19 protein-coding genes are annotated in these 16,957 nt (G+C 42.8%); 5 read left to right on the top strand and 14 right to left on the bottom strand.

The features are described from left to right. Positions 1–84: 84 nt before the first annotated feature. The 4 genes from acnB to PHR02_RS00570 all read left to right on the top strand — a co-directional run bounded on the left by acnB (position 85) and on the right by PHR02_RS00570 (position 6,085). A complete protein-coding gene (gene acnB, locus PHR02_RS00585; RefSeq protein WP_299987447.1) occupies positions 85–2,694 on the top strand; it encodes a bifunctional aconitate hydratase 2/2-methylisocitrate dehydratase in 2,610 nt (869 codons plus the stop codon). An 80-nt stretch (positions 2,695–2,774) separates the two neighbouring features. After that, the gene (dbpA, locus tag PHR02_RS00580) at positions 2,775–4,127 is read left to right on the top strand and encodes an ATP-dependent RNA helicase DbpA (protein ID WP_299987443.1); all 1,353 of its coding nucleotides are present in this window, start codon (positions 2,775–2,777) and stop codon (positions 4,125–4,127) included. Positions 4,128–4,170: 43 nt separating this feature from the next. Then, entirely contained in the window at positions 4,171–4,659 is a 489-nt protein-coding gene (locus tag PHR02_RS00575) for a PAS domain-containing protein (protein ID WP_299987440.1), read from the top strand. After that, complete coding sequence (locus PHR02_RS00570) at positions 4,634–6,085, top strand: methyl-accepting chemotaxis protein (RefSeq protein ID WP_299987437.1); 1,452 nt, start codon at positions 4,634–4,636, stop codon at positions 6,083–6,085. The genes PHR02_RS00575 and PHR02_RS00570 overlap by 26 nt, the downstream gene beginning before the upstream one ends. A gap of 15 nt (positions 6,086–6,100) precedes the next feature. Here the strand turns inward: PHR02_RS00570 and PHR02_RS00565 are convergent, their stop codons facing one another. From PHR02_RS00565 to PHR02_RS00505, 13 genes are all read right to left on the bottom strand, one after another. Then, positions 6,101–7,342, bottom strand: coding sequence for a glucose-6-phosphate isomerase (locus tag PHR02_RS00565; protein WP_299987434.1), 1,242 nt, complete (start codon positions 7,340–7,342; stop codon positions 6,101–6,103). Beyond that, the gene (gene gap / locus PHR02_RS00560; RefSeq protein WP_299987428.1) at positions 7,342–8,337 is read right to left on the bottom strand and encodes a type I glyceraldehyde-3-phosphate dehydrogenase; all 996 of its coding nucleotides are present in this window, start codon (positions 8,335–8,337) and stop codon (positions 7,342–7,344) included. The genes PHR02_RS00565 and gap overlap by 1 nt, the downstream gene beginning before the upstream one ends. A gap of 107 nt (positions 8,338–8,444) precedes the next feature. Continuing rightward, entirely contained in the window at positions 8,445–8,960 is a 516-nt protein-coding gene (locus PHR02_RS00555) for a glycine zipper 2TM domain-containing protein (protein ID WP_299987425.1), read from the bottom strand. A gap of 68 nt (positions 8,961–9,028) precedes the next feature. Beyond that, the gene (hisG, locus tag PHR02_RS00550) at positions 9,029–9,649 is read right to left on the bottom strand and encodes an ATP phosphoribosyltransferase (protein WP_299987422.1); all 621 of its coding nucleotides are present in this window, start codon (positions 9,647–9,649) and stop codon (positions 9,029–9,031) included. Then, a complete protein-coding gene (locus PHR02_RS00545) occupies positions 9,643–10,260 on the bottom strand; it encodes a type III pantothenate kinase (RefSeq protein ID WP_299987420.1) in 618 nt (205 codons plus the stop codon). The genes hisG and PHR02_RS00545 overlap by 7 nt, the downstream gene beginning before the upstream one ends. Positions 10,261–10,267: 7 nt before the next feature. Next, positions 10,268–10,609, bottom strand: a complete 342-nt coding sequence (locus tag PHR02_RS00540) for a cupin (RefSeq protein WP_299987418.1) — start codon at positions 10,607–10,609, stop codon at positions 10,268–10,270. A gap of 113 nt (positions 10,610–10,722) precedes the next feature. Continuing rightward, a complete protein-coding gene (locus tag PHR02_RS00535; protein ID WP_299987415.1) occupies positions 10,723–11,058 on the bottom strand; it encodes a type II toxin-antitoxin system PemK/MazF family toxin in 336 nt (111 codons plus the stop codon). After that, positions 11,052–11,300 carry an AbrB/MazE/SpoVT family DNA-binding domain-containing protein gene (locus PHR02_RS00530; RefSeq protein WP_299987412.1) on the bottom strand — a complete coding sequence of 83 codons (249 nt, stop codon included), beginning with the start codon at positions 11,298–11,300 and terminating at the stop codon, positions 11,052–11,054. Before PHR02_RS00530 ends, PHR02_RS00535 begins: the two co-directional genes overlap by 7 nt. Before the next feature lie 47 nt (positions 11,301–11,347). After that, on the bottom strand, positions 11,348–11,665 hold the full coding sequence (locus PHR02_RS00525) for a hypothetical protein (protein ID WP_299987409.1): 318 nt from the start codon (positions 11,663–11,665) through the stop codon (positions 11,348–11,350). After that, a complete protein-coding gene (gene ald / locus PHR02_RS00520) occupies positions 11,662–12,759 on the bottom strand; it encodes an alanine dehydrogenase (protein WP_299987406.1) in 1,098 nt (365 codons plus the stop codon). Before ald ends, PHR02_RS00525 begins: the two co-directional genes overlap by 4 nt. Continuing rightward, positions 12,731–13,957 (bottom strand): hypothetical protein, encoded by a 1,227-nt coding sequence (locus PHR02_RS00515; RefSeq protein ID WP_299987403.1) that lies wholly within the window; start codon positions 13,955–13,957, stop codon positions 12,731–12,733. The genes ald and PHR02_RS00515 overlap by 29 nt, the downstream gene beginning before the upstream one ends. Further along, positions 13,950–14,384, bottom strand: coding sequence for an ankyrin repeat domain-containing protein (locus PHR02_RS00510; RefSeq protein WP_299987400.1), 435 nt, complete (start codon positions 14,382–14,384; stop codon positions 13,950–13,952). The genes PHR02_RS00515 and PHR02_RS00510 overlap by 8 nt, the downstream gene beginning before the upstream one ends. Positions 14,385–14,406: 22 nt before the next feature. Further along, positions 14,407–14,955 (bottom strand): redoxin family protein, encoded by a 549-nt coding sequence (locus PHR02_RS00505; protein ID WP_299987397.1) that lies wholly within the window; start codon positions 14,953–14,955, stop codon positions 14,407–14,409. A gap of 142 nt (positions 14,956–15,097) precedes the next feature. Here PHR02_RS00505 and nifA point away from each other — a divergent pair, with 142 nt between their 5' ends. Beyond that, positions 15,098–16,726: a nif-specific transcriptional activator NifA gene (nifA, locus tag PHR02_RS00500; RefSeq protein ID WP_299987394.1), complete on the top strand. Its 1,629-nt coding sequence runs from the start codon at positions 15,098–15,100 to the stop codon at positions 16,724–16,726. An 8-nt stretch (positions 16,727–16,734) separates the two neighbouring features. Here nifA and nifT read toward each other — a convergent pair whose 3' ends face one another. After that, positions 16,735–16,947 carry a putative nitrogen fixation protein NifT gene (nifT, locus tag PHR02_RS00495; RefSeq protein WP_299987392.1) on the bottom strand — a complete coding sequence of 71 codons (213 nt, stop codon included), beginning with the start codon at positions 16,945–16,947 and terminating at the stop codon, positions 16,735–16,737. Positions 16,948–16,957: the final 10 nt, after the last annotated feature.

The following is a 16,957-nucleotide window of genomic DNA, read 5'->3' as shown; positions in this document are numbered from 1 at the left end:
ATATGGGTATTTTTGTAACACTAAAATGAATCTGTTTTTTACTTCTGATATAATCATTCAAAATTAACTGGCACAGGAGTCACTATGGCTTTTATGGACGAATACAAAGCACATGTAGCGGAACGCGCAGCACAGGGAATCCCCCCTTTCCCTCTTACAAAAGAACAAGTTACCGAGTTGGTAGCTCTTATTAGTGCAACAAGTTCTAAAGATAGTGAGTTGGTTGAAATGCTAGCTGAACGTGTCAATCCGGGTGTTGATGATGGCGCTTATGTTAAAGCGGCATTTTTGCACCAAGTCGTCCAAGGTGAAGTAAAAGCTTTCTTGGCGGACAATAGTGATATTAACAGTGACGATCACAAAAAATCAGCGATCAAAATTCTCGGGAAAATGGTCGGCGGGTACAATGTTAAACCTCTTATCGATGCACTCAGCAATGATGCTATCGCTAACGAAGCGGCACATGAACTCAAACATACCCTTTTGGTATACGATGCATTTAACGATATCGTTGATCTTTCAAAAACCAACAGCTACGCTATGGATGTTCTCCAATCATGGGCAGATGCAGAGTGGTTTACGAGTAAAACAACTCTGGCTGAAAAATTCAGCGTTGTTGTATTCAAATTCCCGGGTGAAACAAACACCGATGATCTCTCCCCTGCGAGCGCGGCGTTTACCCGCTCTGATATCCCTCTTCATGCTACAACGATGCTTAGTGCAAAAATGCCAGAAGGTATTGCTAAAATCGCTGAGTTGAAAGAAAAAGGGATGCAAATCGCTTACGTCGGCGACGTTGTCGGAACCGGTTCTAGTCGTAAATCAGCGGCGAACTCAGTCCAATGGCACATGGGTGACGATATCCCAGGGATCCCGAACAAACGTACGGGTGGGGTTGTTATCGGTAGCATCATCGCTCCGATCTTCTTCGCAACATGTGAAGACTCAGGCGCACTCCCTATCGAAGCCGATGTATCTCAAATGGAAACAGGCGATGTACTCGATATCGATACCAAAGCGGGTACCATCACAAAAGGCGGTGCAGTCATCGCTAACTTTAGCCTTCGCCCAAATACGATCGAAGACGAAGTTCGTGCAGGTGGACGTATCCCTCTTATCATTGGTCGCGGATTGACGGCTAAAGCACGCACGTCACTTGGACTCGCTCCTGCTACCATTTTCGCAACCCCTATCCAACCTGCCGACACCGGCAAAGGGTATACCCTTGCACAAAAAATGGTAGGTAAAGCATGTGGCATGGAGGGTGTTCGCCCAGGTATGTACTGTGAGCCGATCACAAGCACTGTAGGAAGCCAAGATACCACTGGACCGATGACACGTGATGAGATCAAAGAACTTTCTGCTCTTGGATTCTCAGCGGATTTCGTTCTTCAGTCGTTCTGCCATACAGCGGCATACCCAAAACCTTCCGATGTTAAATTGCACGCAACATTGCCGGCATTCATCAGCTCACGCAGCGGTGTTGCCCTTCGACCTGCGGATGGTGTTATCCACTCATGGTTGAACCGTATGGTTCTTCCGGATACCGTCGGAACTGGTGGCGATAGCCATACTCGTTTCCCAATCGGTGTGAGTTTCCCTGCGGGTTCAGGTTTGGTAGCGTTCGCAGGTGTTACGGGTTCTATGCCTCTTGAAATGCCGGAATCGGTTTTGGTTCGATTTAAAGGTGAAATGCAACCGGGTATCACATTACGTGATTTGGTAAACGCTATCCCGTATTATGCAATCAAACAAGGTTTGCTCACGGTTGAGAAAAAAGGGAAAAAGAATATTTTCAATGGACGTGTTTTGGAGATCGAAGGTCTTCCAAATATGAAAGTGGAACAAGCGTTCGAACTTTCCGATGCATCGGCAGAGCGTTCAGCAGCGGCGTGTACGGTTCGTTTGAACAAAGAACCGGTAATCGAATACCTAAAATCAAACGTTACGTTGATCGAAGCGATGGTTGCTGATGGGTATGAAGATGCTCGTACATTGCAACGTCGTGCCGATAAAATGAAAGAGTGGTTAGCCGCTCCGACGTTGATGGAACCGGATGCCGATGCAGAATACGCAGCGATCATCGAAATCGACCTTAACGACGTTAAAGAGCCGATTTTAGCATGTCCAAACGATCCTGATAATGTTAAATTGCTAAGCGACGTTGCGGGAACTGAAATCAACGAAGTATTCCTCGGAAGCTGTATGACCAACATCGGTCACTATCGCGCGGCGGGTGAAGTAATGCGCGGCGAAGGTAAAATTGCGGTTGAGAAATTCTGGATCGTACCACCAACTCGTATGGATGAGCAACAACTCATCAATGAGGGGTACTACGACGTCTATAAAGCGATTGCCGCTACAACGGAAGTTCCGGGATGTTCACTCTGTATGGGGAACCAAGCGAGCTCACGTGAGGGTTCAACTGTATTCTCTACATCAACTCGTAACTTCGACAACCGTTTAGGTAAAGGGACACAAGTGTACCTCGGTTCTGCGGAACTCGCATCCGTGTGTGCAAAACTTGGACGCATTCCTACTGTCTCTGAGTACATGAGCATCGTTCCTGAGAAATTGGCAGGAAAAGCGGATCAAGTCTATAAATATCTCAACTTTAACGAGATTTCATCGTATGCACTTCAAGCACGTAATGTCGCTGAAGATAAATACGGCGTCACCATTAAAGCGGTATAATCAACCCCTCTAAAACTCCCCTTTTCAGGGGAATTCTTCAACTATGCTATAATCTGCTTATCTAACTATAAAGCGACCTAATGTCCACCTTCGACACCTTAGCATTACGCACTCCCTTAAAAGAGGCTCTAAAACGATTAGAATTCACTCAAATGACCTCTATCCAATCCACTGCACTCCCTATCATCTTACAAAAAAAAGATTGTATCGCCCAAGCGGCCACGGGAAGTGGAAAAACATTGGCATTCGGTCTTGGAATATTGGAGCGTATCAATCCCAAAATGTTTGGTACCCAATCGCTTATCCTCTGCCCTACCCGTGAACTTGCGGAGCAAGTAGCCAAAGTAATCCGTTCACTCGCCTCCGAAATGGGGAATATCAAAGTCCTCACCCTATGCGGAGGGGTTCCGATGAGAGGACAGATCCATTCACTCAAACACGGTGCTCATATCATCGTCGGTACACCGGGGCGTGTTTTGAAACTCCTCCAGATGGAAGCCTTTGATCCCTCTGCAATTTTAAGCGTTGTATTGGACGAAGCCGACCAAATGATTGATATGGGATTTATCGAAGATATCACAACCATTTTAGGATTCACTCCACCATCACGCCAGAGCCTCCTATTCTCCGCTACTTTTCCCGATTCTATCCAAACCATCACCTCCGAGTTTATGAAAGATCCGGTAATGGTTCAGGCGGAACATGCCATCAGCAAGCCGAAGATCGAAGAGATTGCTTACATCTGTAATAACAAACTCCCCGCTATTGAGCAAGTGCTTCATCTACACGGCATTACCAATACCATCATCTTTTGCAACACAAAAGTTGATGCCAATGCCCTGTGTGATGATCTCAATCGTATCGGGGTTCATGCCCTAACATTGCATGGTGACATGGAACAATTCGACCGCAATGAAGCAATCATCCAATTTCGTAATCTCAGCGCCCCCATTCTTGTGGCTACCGATGTCGCCGGACGTGGAATAGATATCGAAGGATTAGATGCCATTATCAATTATGAAGTACCAATCCAAAACGAACGCTATACCCACCGTATTGGACGTACGGGACGTGCTGGTAAAAATGGTATAGCTATTACCTTGGTGAATCATCACCAATATGATCGTTTTATCGAGTTAAAGCGTTCTATCACCCCCATAGAGCTCCCAAGTATCAAAGATGCATCTACCCTCAAAACACTTATGCGTACCATTTGCATCGATGCAGGAAAGAAGGAAAAGCTTCGCGCTGGGGATATTGTCGGTGCACTCATTCATGAATGTGGACTGCTAAAAGATGAAATTGGGAAAATAGATCAACTTGATCATCTAAGCTACGTGGCTGTTCCCCGCAACAAAGCAGAGAATATTTATCAAAAATTAGTGAATCAGCCCATTAAAGGGAAAAAATTCAGGAAATGGCTGTTAGACTAACATAAACTGTTTATATTATTTAATTATACCTATGAGGATTTCAATGGCAAATCAAGAATTAACATTCGGAAATGAAGAATTCATCGTTTCCAAAACCGACTTGCAAGGTAAAATCACGTATGGAAATGCTCTATTTATTAAAATGTCAGGCTACAGTGAACTTGAATTACTTAATAAACCGCATAATATACTTCGTCATGAAGATATGCCCGCCGTTGTATTTAAACTACTTTGGAGCAATATAAAAGCGGGTAAAGAGATATTTGCGTATGTTAAAAACAAAACCAAAAATGGCGATTATTATTGGGTATTTGCCCATGTAACCCCATCATTTGATGCTAATCGCTCAATCAGCAACTACCATTCAGTTCGTCGCAAGCCCACAGATAAAGCGCTAAATACTATTAAATCTCTTTACTCTACGCTTCTACAAAAAGAACGTAATGGTGGCATAAACGCATCCGAAGCAATGCTCAATGAACTACTAAAAGAAAAAGGGCTCAGCTATGACGAATTTATCCTCTCTCTCTAAAATTCAATATGCCAATATCGCATCAATAGCCCTCTTTGTCATTGCACTAATAGTAGAAACTTTAGTTGATGGATGGAGTTGGATTCGTTTAGTAAACTTTTTCAACTTTGCTCTCGCCTGGTTTATGTTTCTTAATATACGTAAAACCCAAGAGACTATCAGTGAAGTAGCAAATGTTATCAAAGGGGCTGAAAAAGGGGCTTTAGAAAATCGTATTACGAATATTAAAGATTACGGTGAGCTCAATGATTTGTGTTGGAACACTAATAACATGCTCGATCAAACTGAAGTTTTTATTCGTGAAATACGGGCGAGTGTTGAGGCTTCAAGCCGAGATGAATATTATCGCCGCATTAATATAGTAGGGCTCCAAGGTGAATTTAAAGAAGCGAGTGCCTTTGTCAACAAAGCGATTGAAGCAATGCATTTAACCTACTTACATATCCAAAAATCTATACTAAACAGTACCTTAGGAACTATTGGAACTGGTGTAGGCGGTGGCCTTGAAGTGATTCAAAAAGATCTTCTAAATAGCATCTTACGATTGGATAAGATTACAAAAATCAGCCAAACTACGTCAAAAAATTCTTCCGAAACCGTTAGTGAACTTGAAAATATTATTTTAAAACTTAGTCGCCTGATCGAGTTAGTGCAAACTTCTGCAGATGCTATCAATTCATTGAATGAAAAAACCTCTGAAATTACCTCTGTTGTCAATTTAATTAAAGATATCGCAGATCAAACCAATCTTTTAGCACTCAATGCTGCAATCGAAGCTGCTCGAGCAGGTGAGCATGGGCGTGGTTTTGCCGTTGTCGCTGATGAAGTACGAAAGCTAGCAGAACGAACCCAAAAAGCTACCGGAGAGATTGCGATCGCTGTTCAAACACTTCAACAAGAGACAACCGAAATCCATGGTAATTCTGAAGATATGAATGAAATTGCGAGTGAGTCAAGTCAATCCATAGAGTCTTTCCGTCAAACACTCTATACCTTCAATAAAGATGCACAAAGCACTGCGATTCAAGCTACAGCTATTGAAAATACAACGTTTATCACCCTTGCTAAAATTGATCATATTATGTACAAATCAAACGCTTATAAAAGTATGGTTAATGGAAAAACAGAAATTAAATTCGGAACTCACCATGAGTGTCGTCTGGGTAAATGGTATGACAGCGGACCTGGGAAAGAGCGTTTTGCACACTTATCAAGCTATAAAGAGATTCAAAAACCTCACGAAATCGTCCACAATGAAGTTCATAAGAATATGGTCTACATAGAAAATGGAGACCATTCAATAGAGCATAAAGAAGAGATTATCCAAAACTTCCAATCCATGGAGGATGCAAGCTTGAAACTCTTCGGCTTAATGGACAGTCTCATATCTGAATCCGAACAAGAATTGAGTAAATCCTTAAAATAATATTTTCAAAAGGGATCAACCCTTTTGAAAATATCCTGCTAATATTTGCTTTCCAATCTCAACACCCGGTTGATCATAGGTATTGATCTCGAACAATGCCCCGCTTAATGATGTCAATAGTTCATAATACAAAATCAACTCTCCTACCGAGGCTTCATCGATTTGTTTCCATGCGATCTCATCTACACTAACACCGCTTTGTAAAACACTTTGCATTGTTGCGTGACACTGAGCATTAATAAGGTCATTAAAACTTTTACCGTTTACGAAATCACTTTTTTCCAAATGTTTGAGAGAGAGTTCAGGGATCATTAAATGTTCTTCTGAATGTTCAATATGCATAAAAGTAACGGTTTTATTCAACGGTCCCTCAATAATCAGCTGCAAGAAAGAGTGTTGATCAACTGATCCTATAAGCGATATTGGTGTTAAACCTACCCGTGAGCCTTGAGCATTGCGTTTACCTAATGATTCGCCCCATATCTGTACAACCCATTTCCCAAACTCTTCAAACGTGTCTGAGTAAGCGAACAATACATTCATCGGATACGCTTCACTGTGGGTGACATAAAATGCTGCTTTTTGAAGCATGTGATCTTCTTGGCGATTCCAAAACTGATTTAAAAAAGTTTGTGCTCCGCTCAAAATAGATGCAGTATCAAACCCTGCCAACGTCAATGGAACCATCCCTACGGCACTGAGGACAGAGAAACGTCCACCCACATTTGCCGGAATGACAAAACGGCGTAATTTATGTTCATCCGCAAAACGAGAAAGTATCGAATCCTCATCGCTTACAACAAAAATCTGATCAGAATTTTCTAAAGGGAGTTCAAAACTAACAATAAGACGTTTAAAAATAGAGAGGGTTTCTACTGTCCCACCGGATTTAGAGATAACGACAAAAAGCGTCCGAAATTTATCAATCTGCTTCATCTCGCTCATAATACTGATCGGGTCGGAATTTTCAAGATAAATGAGCTTTTTAGCATTTGGAGTATTCGGACGAAGAAGTCGTTCAATCGCTTTTATCCCAAGGGATGACCCCCCTATTCCAATGATTGCTATCGTATTAAAGCGACGATCAATATCATAATAGAGAGTTTTCAATTCCTCAACAAGCGGCTGCGAAGAGAGGGGAAGATGGTAGTACCCGATCTCTCCTGAATCTGCTTCACGCTTAACAGCTGCAAACCCTTTTTCAAGAATTTCAGCTTCAAGTGTTTGCGTGTCGAAATGATTAGAGTAAGTAAGCATTAGTGTGTACCGATTAGAACAGTCATATCAACCAATCGGCTGCTGTATCCCCATTCGTTGTCATACCATGCCAGAATCTTAACTGTTTTACCATCTACAACACTGGTCATATCAGGAACATACGTCGAACTGTAGGTTGAACCGATGAAATCACACGATACGCGTTTGTCGTTATCTACTTCAATCAAACCTTTAAATGCACCTGCTGACGCAGTATTAAAGGCAGCATGAATTTCATCCTTGGTTACCTCTTTTTTGAGGTTTACGGTTAAATCGACAACCGAAACATCCGGAGTAGGAACACGCATCGCATAGCCGTTGAGTTTACCGAGTAACTGAGGCATTACCTTACCGATCGCTTTTGCAGCTCCAGTAGACGTTGGGATCATATTAAGTGCCGCAGCACGTGCACGTCGAGGATCTTTAGAATGTTTTACATCTAAAATATTTTGGTCATTCGTATAAGAGTGGATCGTCGTCATCAATCCGTTTTCGATGCCGAATGCATCATCCAAAACTTTACAAATCGGTCCTAAACAGTTGGTAGTACAACTCGCATTGGAGATAATTGCTTCTCCTTGATACGCATCTGAGTTTACCCCATAAACATAAGTCGGAGAATCATCTTTTGCGGGTGCCGACATAATCACTTTTTTAATTCCGTTTTTAAGATGTTTCGTACAGCTCTCTTGATCTAAAAACACACCTGTGCACTCGATAACTACTTCAGCACCGCAGCTTCCGAAATCAACTTTATCGATATCACGTTCTCTAAACATCCGGACGTTTTTCCCGGCAATCGAAATGGTATTATCATCGATCACTTTTGCATCTACACCGCGATGAACACTATCATATTTCAAAAGGTATTCCAACATATCAGGTTTTGCCGTGGTATTGAGTGCAACCAATTCAATATCATCACGTGCTGCGATAATTTTCGCTACGATAAGTCCAATTCTTCCTGTGCCGTTGATCGCTACTTTGAGTGCCATAAAAACTCCTGAAATAATAAAATACTATGTATTGATTTTAACAAAAAAACTTTAAAAAAATGGTTACAAAGAGAAAAGCCAAGCCTTTTTATAAGGCTTAGAAGAAATTAGTAGCTGTAAGTGACGGTAATAGGAATTTGTTTTAATGCAGTAGAACTCTCAACGCTGATTTCTCGTCCTTTAAACTTAGCATAATTGATGTATCCATCAACAACTTGTCGCGTTTTATAGCTATTTACCGTTTCGCATCTTCGTACCATTTGGTAAGTCGGAGCTGTGTTTCCATAGGTACTTCCCACTCTCTGACCGGCAAGAGTACCTAAAACCGCACCGCCGACCGTTGCAACTGTTTTACCGCTTCCTCCACCGATTTGATGGCCGAGTACACCACCCAAAGCCCCTCCGGCAACGGCACCGATAATATCATTACTACCTCCCCCTCCGCTCACTTGTTCTTTCACATCATAGCATCGCTCACTCGGAACAGCTTCTTGAATGGTAGAATAATTGGGAAGTGATTTACTAACAGAAACATACTCTGTTGTGGAAAACTGATCGGCAAACAAAGCTGAAGAACTCAGCAATAATAAAAACGCTAAACGCGATGGGTAAGTGTTTGACATAACTATCCTTAAACTCATTTATATAAAATGTGATTGTAGATAGTGAATGTTAATCAATAGTGAATTGGTTATTTTTTTCCGTACAGGAGAGTATTGATTTTCTCATAAATGTCTAAAATTTCACTTTTCTTTTCAAAAAAGCTGTTTTTATTAGCAATCAAGTGTGTGGTTGATTCCATGATCGTCTCTACTACTTCGAGTCCGTTTTGCTTCATCGTACTCCCCGTTTCAACAACATCTACAATCATATCGGCAAGCCCTACGAGGGGGGCGAGTTCGATGGAACCGTAGAGTTTGATGATATCGGCAGCCACTGCACGCTCGGCAAAATAGCGTTTAGTAATATTGACCATTTTTGTCGCTACTTTGATCTCACTTTTCGTAAAGTCCGGCTTTTCTCCCGCGCGCATCCCGATAGCGACACGGCATTTTCCTTTTTGTAAGTCTAAAAGACGGATAACATCCAATCCTTGCTCTTCGAGAGTATCAAGCCCTACTACGCCGATGTCTGCGGCTTGGTGATAAACATACGTCGCAACGTCTTGGTTTCGTACCAATAAAAATTTGAAATTTTCGGTTTGCAAAATCAATTTGCGATCATCAAATTTAAAACTGCTTCCGAAGATGGTTTCGAATATCTCCAACGTATCTTCGGCAATTCGCCCTTTTGGGAGTGCGACACTTAGCATTTAACACCTTTTTCAATCAACTTTTTCATCCCTTGAAAGATCAAATCTTCGACAACGACTGCTTCGGGTATAAAACGAGACAGTAATCGTCCATCTCCTCCGGTCAAATAGACGGGTTTTTCCAAACTCTCGATCTTACAGATCAAAGGGGCCAAAAAACCAACCGTGAGGGCATCAGGGGTATTTTTTGCCATTTTAGCCAAATCTACCTCAAAGTTAAATGACATATCTAGAGCAGGAGAGAGTCTTGCATAGGCATCCTCCATTGCACGAACTCCCAAAGAGATGAATCCCCCCTGGTAAATACCGCCTTGCATCATATCGACGGTAATGGCACTCCCTGCATCAACAATGATCCCATCTTCAACCGCTTCGCACACCATAATCCGATCAATCCCCATCGTTGGGTAATATTTATCCCAATCGATAAATACTCTAAGATCATACCAATTGGTGAGCTTTTGAACACGTTCATTTAGTAAGGTATTGACGCTGATATAATAGACATCACCTTGCACTATCGATGGGTCAAAATCAACGGCACTGAGCTTGGAGCGTTTGCCATCCATGAACAAATCAACCGAGGTATTGCCAATGTCACATAAAATCATACTGCCATTATAACTTAAGTACCCCGTTTACCCGAGCGACACTGTCACTTTTGTGGAGACTCAAACGAACAATAGAATCCTCAAGAGCATTAAGATCATGAACAACATTACCCTCCAATGCGACAACATCACCTGAATTCAAAATATAACGATCTTCACCTACCCCGAAATCAATACAACCTTGTACAATCATTACTGTGATTGGAAAAGAGGTTTTATGGGCTTTCATCGATTGCCCTGATCGAAATACGATCCGAATCTCTTTGGTAAACTCGTTAGTAATCAGTGGAGTGATGAGAGGTTGTGTTTCTCCGTAGACGATCTCCGATGTAAATGAAGCATAAGTCATAGGTAAATCCTTTTTTTAAGGAGGATAATAACCTCATCGATGCAATATACTCTTGATACATATCAAGTTTTTAATTCACCCGCAGTTTCGTCCCATAAATTAAAAATTCATACTCACAAAATAATACTCTCAACCAAACCTAATACATGATTTAATACCTCATCATCGACTTTGGCAACGAATTTCACTTTTCGAGCATTATAATCGATCGATTTAACCTGCTCACTCATAATAAAACCGCTGAAATGTTCACTGTTCACCGCGACATGAAACGGAAACTTTCGATCCGTATTCGTGATAGGACAGGCAATAGCTAATCCAACGCGTTCATTAAAAAGATCATTGCTGATAATGAGTGCAGGTCTGCGACCTTGCTGTTCATGTCCGGCTTGTGGGTCGAAGGTGAGGATTACTAAATCCCCTTTTTGAGGAATGTATTTCTCTACCATTCTTCACGACCCATCGATGTAGAGAACTCTTCTTGGCTCGTATAGTTTTGCGGTATTAGGTTTACCAATGCACTCAAATCGTATTTGATTTTGGCATCTCGGATCGGCTTGATAATGATTTTTTCATCTTCAACATGGACATCCACTTTATCGCCGACCGATAAATGGAGACTCTCCATAATCTCTTTGGATACTCTCAATCCTTGGGAATTTCCCCATTTTGAAATCATAGCCGTCATCATCAGCCTCCAAATATGTATATCCGAAGTATATCATATTTCAAATAGCTTTAATTCACCCGTAACTTCGTCCGTCCCGTAAAGAGCTTCAAAAAATCATAAATATCACTCAGGAAAAAAGCGCGGGTATCTTGATGCTCGAACCGCTGTAACCATGCACGTTCTTGATTCAGAATACCGCGACACGGAACCACAAACTCTTCACGTGGTAGGAGGGGTTTGAGCATACCGCAATCGTTTATCGCGTATACCACTGCATCAAACAGCTCATCGAGACGGTCATCTTCATCGTAGTGGTAGAGTTTACCATCCATTTTATAAAATCGGTAGATCCCTAATATCTCTTGCGCTTTATCTATTTCACTCATAGTATTCCTTTGTACGCCATTGCATGAGCCGTTGCTACCGCCTCGTTGGTTACATCACCGTCATAGGTATTTAACGCACACACATACAACTCATCTTTTAAGAGAGCAGGAAGCGGTGTTGAAGCGATTTTAATCGCATATGGCAGTGTCGCATTGGTTAGAGCAACCGTCGAGGTACGCGGATACATCCCCGGCATATTGGCGACACAATAGTGGACAATTCCCTCTATCTCAAATGTCGGATGCGAATGAGTTGTTGCGTGAGAGGTCTCAAAACATCCCCCCTGATCGATGGAGACATCGACTAAAACCGTCCCTTTTTTCATGAGAGAGAGCATATCACAGGTGATGAGTTTCGGTGCTTTTGCCCCCGGAAGGAGCACCGTACCGATAATCAAATCGGCGGTTTTAATCTGCTCGACTATCGCATCGTGTGTCGAGTAGAGCATCGTTACATTGGGTGCCATTGTATCGCGTAGATAGGTGAGCCGTTCCGTGTTGATATCCATCATCACCACCTCAGCACCCAAACCTGCCGCTGCATCGGCTGCTGCTTTACCGGCTACCCCTGCTCCCAATACTAAAACACGGTTACGTTCTACACCTACCGCACCGCCGAGAAGCCGTCCGCTTCCGCCGTTGTAACGTCCTAGATGAACTGCACCGAACAGTGTTGCCATACGCCCTGCAATCTCGCTCATCGGTTCCAGTAACGGTAACCGTCGATTGAGTCGAAACGTCTCATACGCCAAAGCCGTAATTTTTTTCTCGCATAACACTTCGGTGAGTCTTTTATCGGCTGCGAGATGAAGATACGTAAAAAGGATTTGTCCCTCTTTTAAACGGTTGTATTCTATCTCTATCGGTTCTTTGACCTTGACGATCATATCAGAACCTGCATAGACATCGTCTGCATTTTCGAGAATAACTGCACCGCTGATCAGATAGTGCGTATCTTCAAAACCGCTCCCTAATCCTGCACCCCGTTCCACCAGAACGCTATGACCGGCCTTGATACACTCCATCACCCCTGATGGAGTCATACCGACACGAAATTCATCCGTTTTAATCTCTTTTGGTACTCCGATAATCATTCTTTCCCCCTATTGCTACCGCATAGAGCAGCGCTCTTGTCGACCAGCGGAGGGCTTCATTATCATAAAAAGCTCCGATTCCACTGCATCCTACATTGTGATGTTCACACGACGTATACAGTTCTTGGGCATAGATTCCCGCTTCGATATGGGTCTGCGCACAAAAATTTTCTGCAAAAATTAATACTACCATATTTGATCCTGAAATAAAACGCTGATCCAAAAGGAGATGGACTATTTCAGAATTAAAATTTCCACTCACGGCACATTTCCCGTTACGATATAACCCTAAATGCATAGAGTGTGCCTGAAAAACAAAGGGTGCAATCTCTAAAGAAACAGCTGCAGGTATCGACATAAGCTCTTGAATAACCGTATCACTCATCCCCTCTGGATTAAACTCTCGTGCACTGCGACGGGTGTGATTGATTTTCAAAAAATCCTCATACACAATGGGCGTTGCCATCTCCGTATAAATGCCAGCTTCCGCTAAACTCACCGCTAGAGGCTCCAAGGTCTGTGTGTAATCGGTTGGTTGTACGTGCATTAGAGGAAGGCTCAAAGGCTTCACGCTTCGTTCCCCCAACTCACCCACACCATAAACAGCCCCGATCACCTCATCCGCGCCTAGTCCCATGATCGCATTGAGTTTTTCGTTTACCGACAATTTTGTACAACTTAGCCCAAAATGTCGTATCGATGCATACAACGCATCGATTTGATGCCCTAGATCGAGATAGAGATACCGCCATGCACGTAAACCATATTTCCAAGAGGATCGAAACGGAACCAATGAGATCATCACGATTACCCCGCTAAAGCGTTTCTCCATCCCGACGTAAGGTTCTACCCCCTCTCCTGCGATCTCTTGAATCATGACCAACTCATCATGTAATACATCAAGATGATAAATCCCGCTGAGCAACCCTGTGATATTACGGACCTGTACATAGATTTCGAGAGGATGGAGATTACCTGCGGAGGGGACATTGAGACGACGATAGGGCTTTAGTGCAACGGTATGCTCATCCGTAATACATCGCGTTTCTCTCAGCCAAGCAAGGGATGGATGATCGCTGAGTCTCACGCGATAGCAAAAATGGGGGTAGTGTTTAAATAACGAGGGTTGCGAATCCCAATCCAAAAAGGTTTGTTTAGCGGCAACCCACTCACGGGTTAGGAGAGTTTGTTCACGCACTGCGTAACTGTAAAAATACGTCGCGGTTTGTAGCGAGTTCGATTGCACTGAAACCGTCTTCATTTTGAAGCGTAGTATCTGCACCGAGGGAGAGAAGCATCTTAATACACTCCACACGCGATGCCGAGGCTGCATACATCAGCGCCGTTGTCCCCTCTTCATTAGTATCATTGATATCGGCTCCTGCTTCGACGAGTAAGCGGATCACTTCAGGTGAGGCTGAATAACATGCATTGAACAAAACACCGTTATAATCATTGTTAATCGCGTATAAATCTGCACCCGCTTCGATAAGGCGTGATACCATCATAGCATTACCTTCTAATGCGGCAAGCATTAAGGGAGTATTGCCATTAAAGCCACGATATTCGAGGTCATCAGGGTGAAATCCCCGCTCGTTCAACCATGTAATGTATTGCTCTACCATAATGTACTCCTCGTATAGAATATTACACACCCATCCAATTTTCGTGGTCGTGCCCTTTTTTCTTGAAATTGGCCGCTTTATCGACCGCTTCAATACATTTATCATAATCGACTTCATCGGTAATTTCAGGGACAACTTCTACGTAACTGATCATCCCCTCTTGGTCGATGACGAATACGGCACGTGCTAAACGATCTTTGAGTTTTCCCTCTGTAATCAACAATCCAAATTTTTTGGCAAAATCACGGTTGGTATCGATCACGACATCAGCAGCATCAATCCCTTCTCGTGCGACAAAATCGTTCACAAATTCAGCATCATCGGTCGTTATCATGACCGTTTTTAGCTTTTTAAATTGCTTAATGAGATCATTAAACTTTTTTGCACCCAATGAACACACTTCGGTTTTGAGCGAAGGGATTGCAATGAGCAGTTGCGCCGTAGGGGCAATCATCCCGATAACGTTTTGACTCCCATCGAGGTTAGTAACACGTGCAGCAGGTGCTTCACGCCATATAGTCATCTCTTTTCCCTCAAGAGGGGTCGGTGTTCCATGAACGGTAATTTGCATAGTTTCTCCTTATTTGGATCATTTTGAGAATATAGTGCAAAATCAGTTCTACAAACTGCCTATTTTTTATCCACATGAATGTTGGTTCATTGTCGCATTTTGTACTACAATTACTACCTAATTTAATAGTAAAGACAATGCAATGATGACCTATGAAGCTAATATCCCTAATCGTGAAGAGTGCCAAACCTGTGCACTGACGTTTGCGTACAAAGAGATCAACCTCCTTTATGAAGTCGCAGTTATGCTCACCAGCACAACTGAAATCACCACAAGCATTGAAAAAGCGATGCGCCGCCTCAAACAACATGGTTATTTGGAGCGCTGTGCCCTCTTTCGTAAAAAAGAGGATGCTAATGAGCTAGAACTTTTAGCATCTATCGATTTAGAACCCTATCAAAAAAAAGTGGCAACGTACCGTTTTGGTGAAGGGGCAACAGGGTTGGCCGCAAAAAGTCGTGAACCGATTGTCATCGAAAATATCCATAACAATATCAACTATCTCAACAAAATGGGGAACATCTCAACACAGATGGTCTCTTATGTTGCCGTACCGCTCCTCCAAGATGAAGAGGTAATCGGAGTCATTTCTGCCAATATAGGAAAAGGGAGTCCTCTAAACTTCGACGAAATTGTCCGAATGCTCACCATCGTCGGATCGCTTTTTGTCGGGTCACTCAAAGTACAGCAAAAATTAACCGAAGAAAAAGAGTCTCTCACCGAACTAAAAACCTACTACAAAGAAGAGATGCAAAAAGATTACAAATTTGAAAATATTGTTGGACGCTCAACTCGTATGCAACAAGTATTCGGGATGATAAATACCGTAGCGCCAACGGATGCAACGATTCTGATCCGTGGTGAGACGGGAACCGGTAAAGAGCTGATCGCAACAGCTGTTCATAATCTCAGCCGTCGTCAAAACGGCCCGTTTATCAAACTAAACTGTGCCGCTATCAGTGAAACTCTCCTCGAATCCGAACTCTTCGGACATGAAAAAGGGGCCTTTACCGATGCGAGAGAGATGCGTAAAGGGCGTTTTGAACTCGCCGATGGGGGAACACTGTTTCTCGATGAGATCGGAGATATTACCCCATCACTCCAAGTAAAACTACTGCGTATTTTACAAGAGCAAGAGTTTGAACGTGTCGGGGGGAACAAAACGATTAAAACGAATGTCCGACTCGTAGCCGCTACGAATCGTAATTTAGAGGAGATGGTGCGTAAGGGGGAGTTCCGGGAAGATTTATTTTACCGTTTGAACGTCATTCCAATCAATCTTCCACCACTTCGAGAGCGTTATGAAGATGTCAAACTCCTCATTGAGCACTATCTTAACCGTTTTATGAAAGAGCACCGCAAAAATATGCACATCGCTAAACCGGCGATGGAGCTGTTACTCGATTATCCATGGCCAGGGAATATCCGTGAACTTCAAAATACGATGGAGCGTATTGTATTAATTTGTCCTGATGGTGAAATCCAACCGGAGATGTTGAGCCATGTATTGCCGTTTAATTACCAAAAGCTCTACATGCAGCCCGAACCCTCCGTTCAAGCTCAACCAACCCCATCCATCACACCGGTTGTAACATCGGCACCACCGCCATCAGGACCGGTAACACGTAAAAGCCTCCAAGAGATAGAGAAGGAGTCAATTATTCAAGCATTGATCGATTCACACGGTATTCAAACCAAAGCGGCACGAATACTGGGGATGAGTGCACGACAAATAGGATATAAAATCAAACAATACGGTATTGATATTTAAGGAGGGAATTATTCCCCTCGTCTAACTGCCATTACTTCCGCAGGAAACTTTTTAGCACTTGGTTCGATAAACCATGTCTCACCATTAGAGAGTTCTACTTCTCCACCCCATTTTTCATCGGTGTCGAATTCACTTTTGAGGATAGTCTCCTCCATGTCTTTTTTTGCAACATAAAAAGAGATTGCTCCCTTACTGTCATAACGTAACATAACTTTTGCCATAATAGACTCC

It is taken from the genome of Sulfuricurvum sp. (assembly GCF_028688295.1).
Classification (GTDB): Bacteria; Campylobacterota; Campylobacteria; order Campylobacterales; family Sulfurimonadaceae; genus Sulfuricurvum.
The sequence above is the reverse complement of the archived record's forward strand: the minus strand, read 5'-3'. Positions and strand labels throughout refer to the sequence as shown.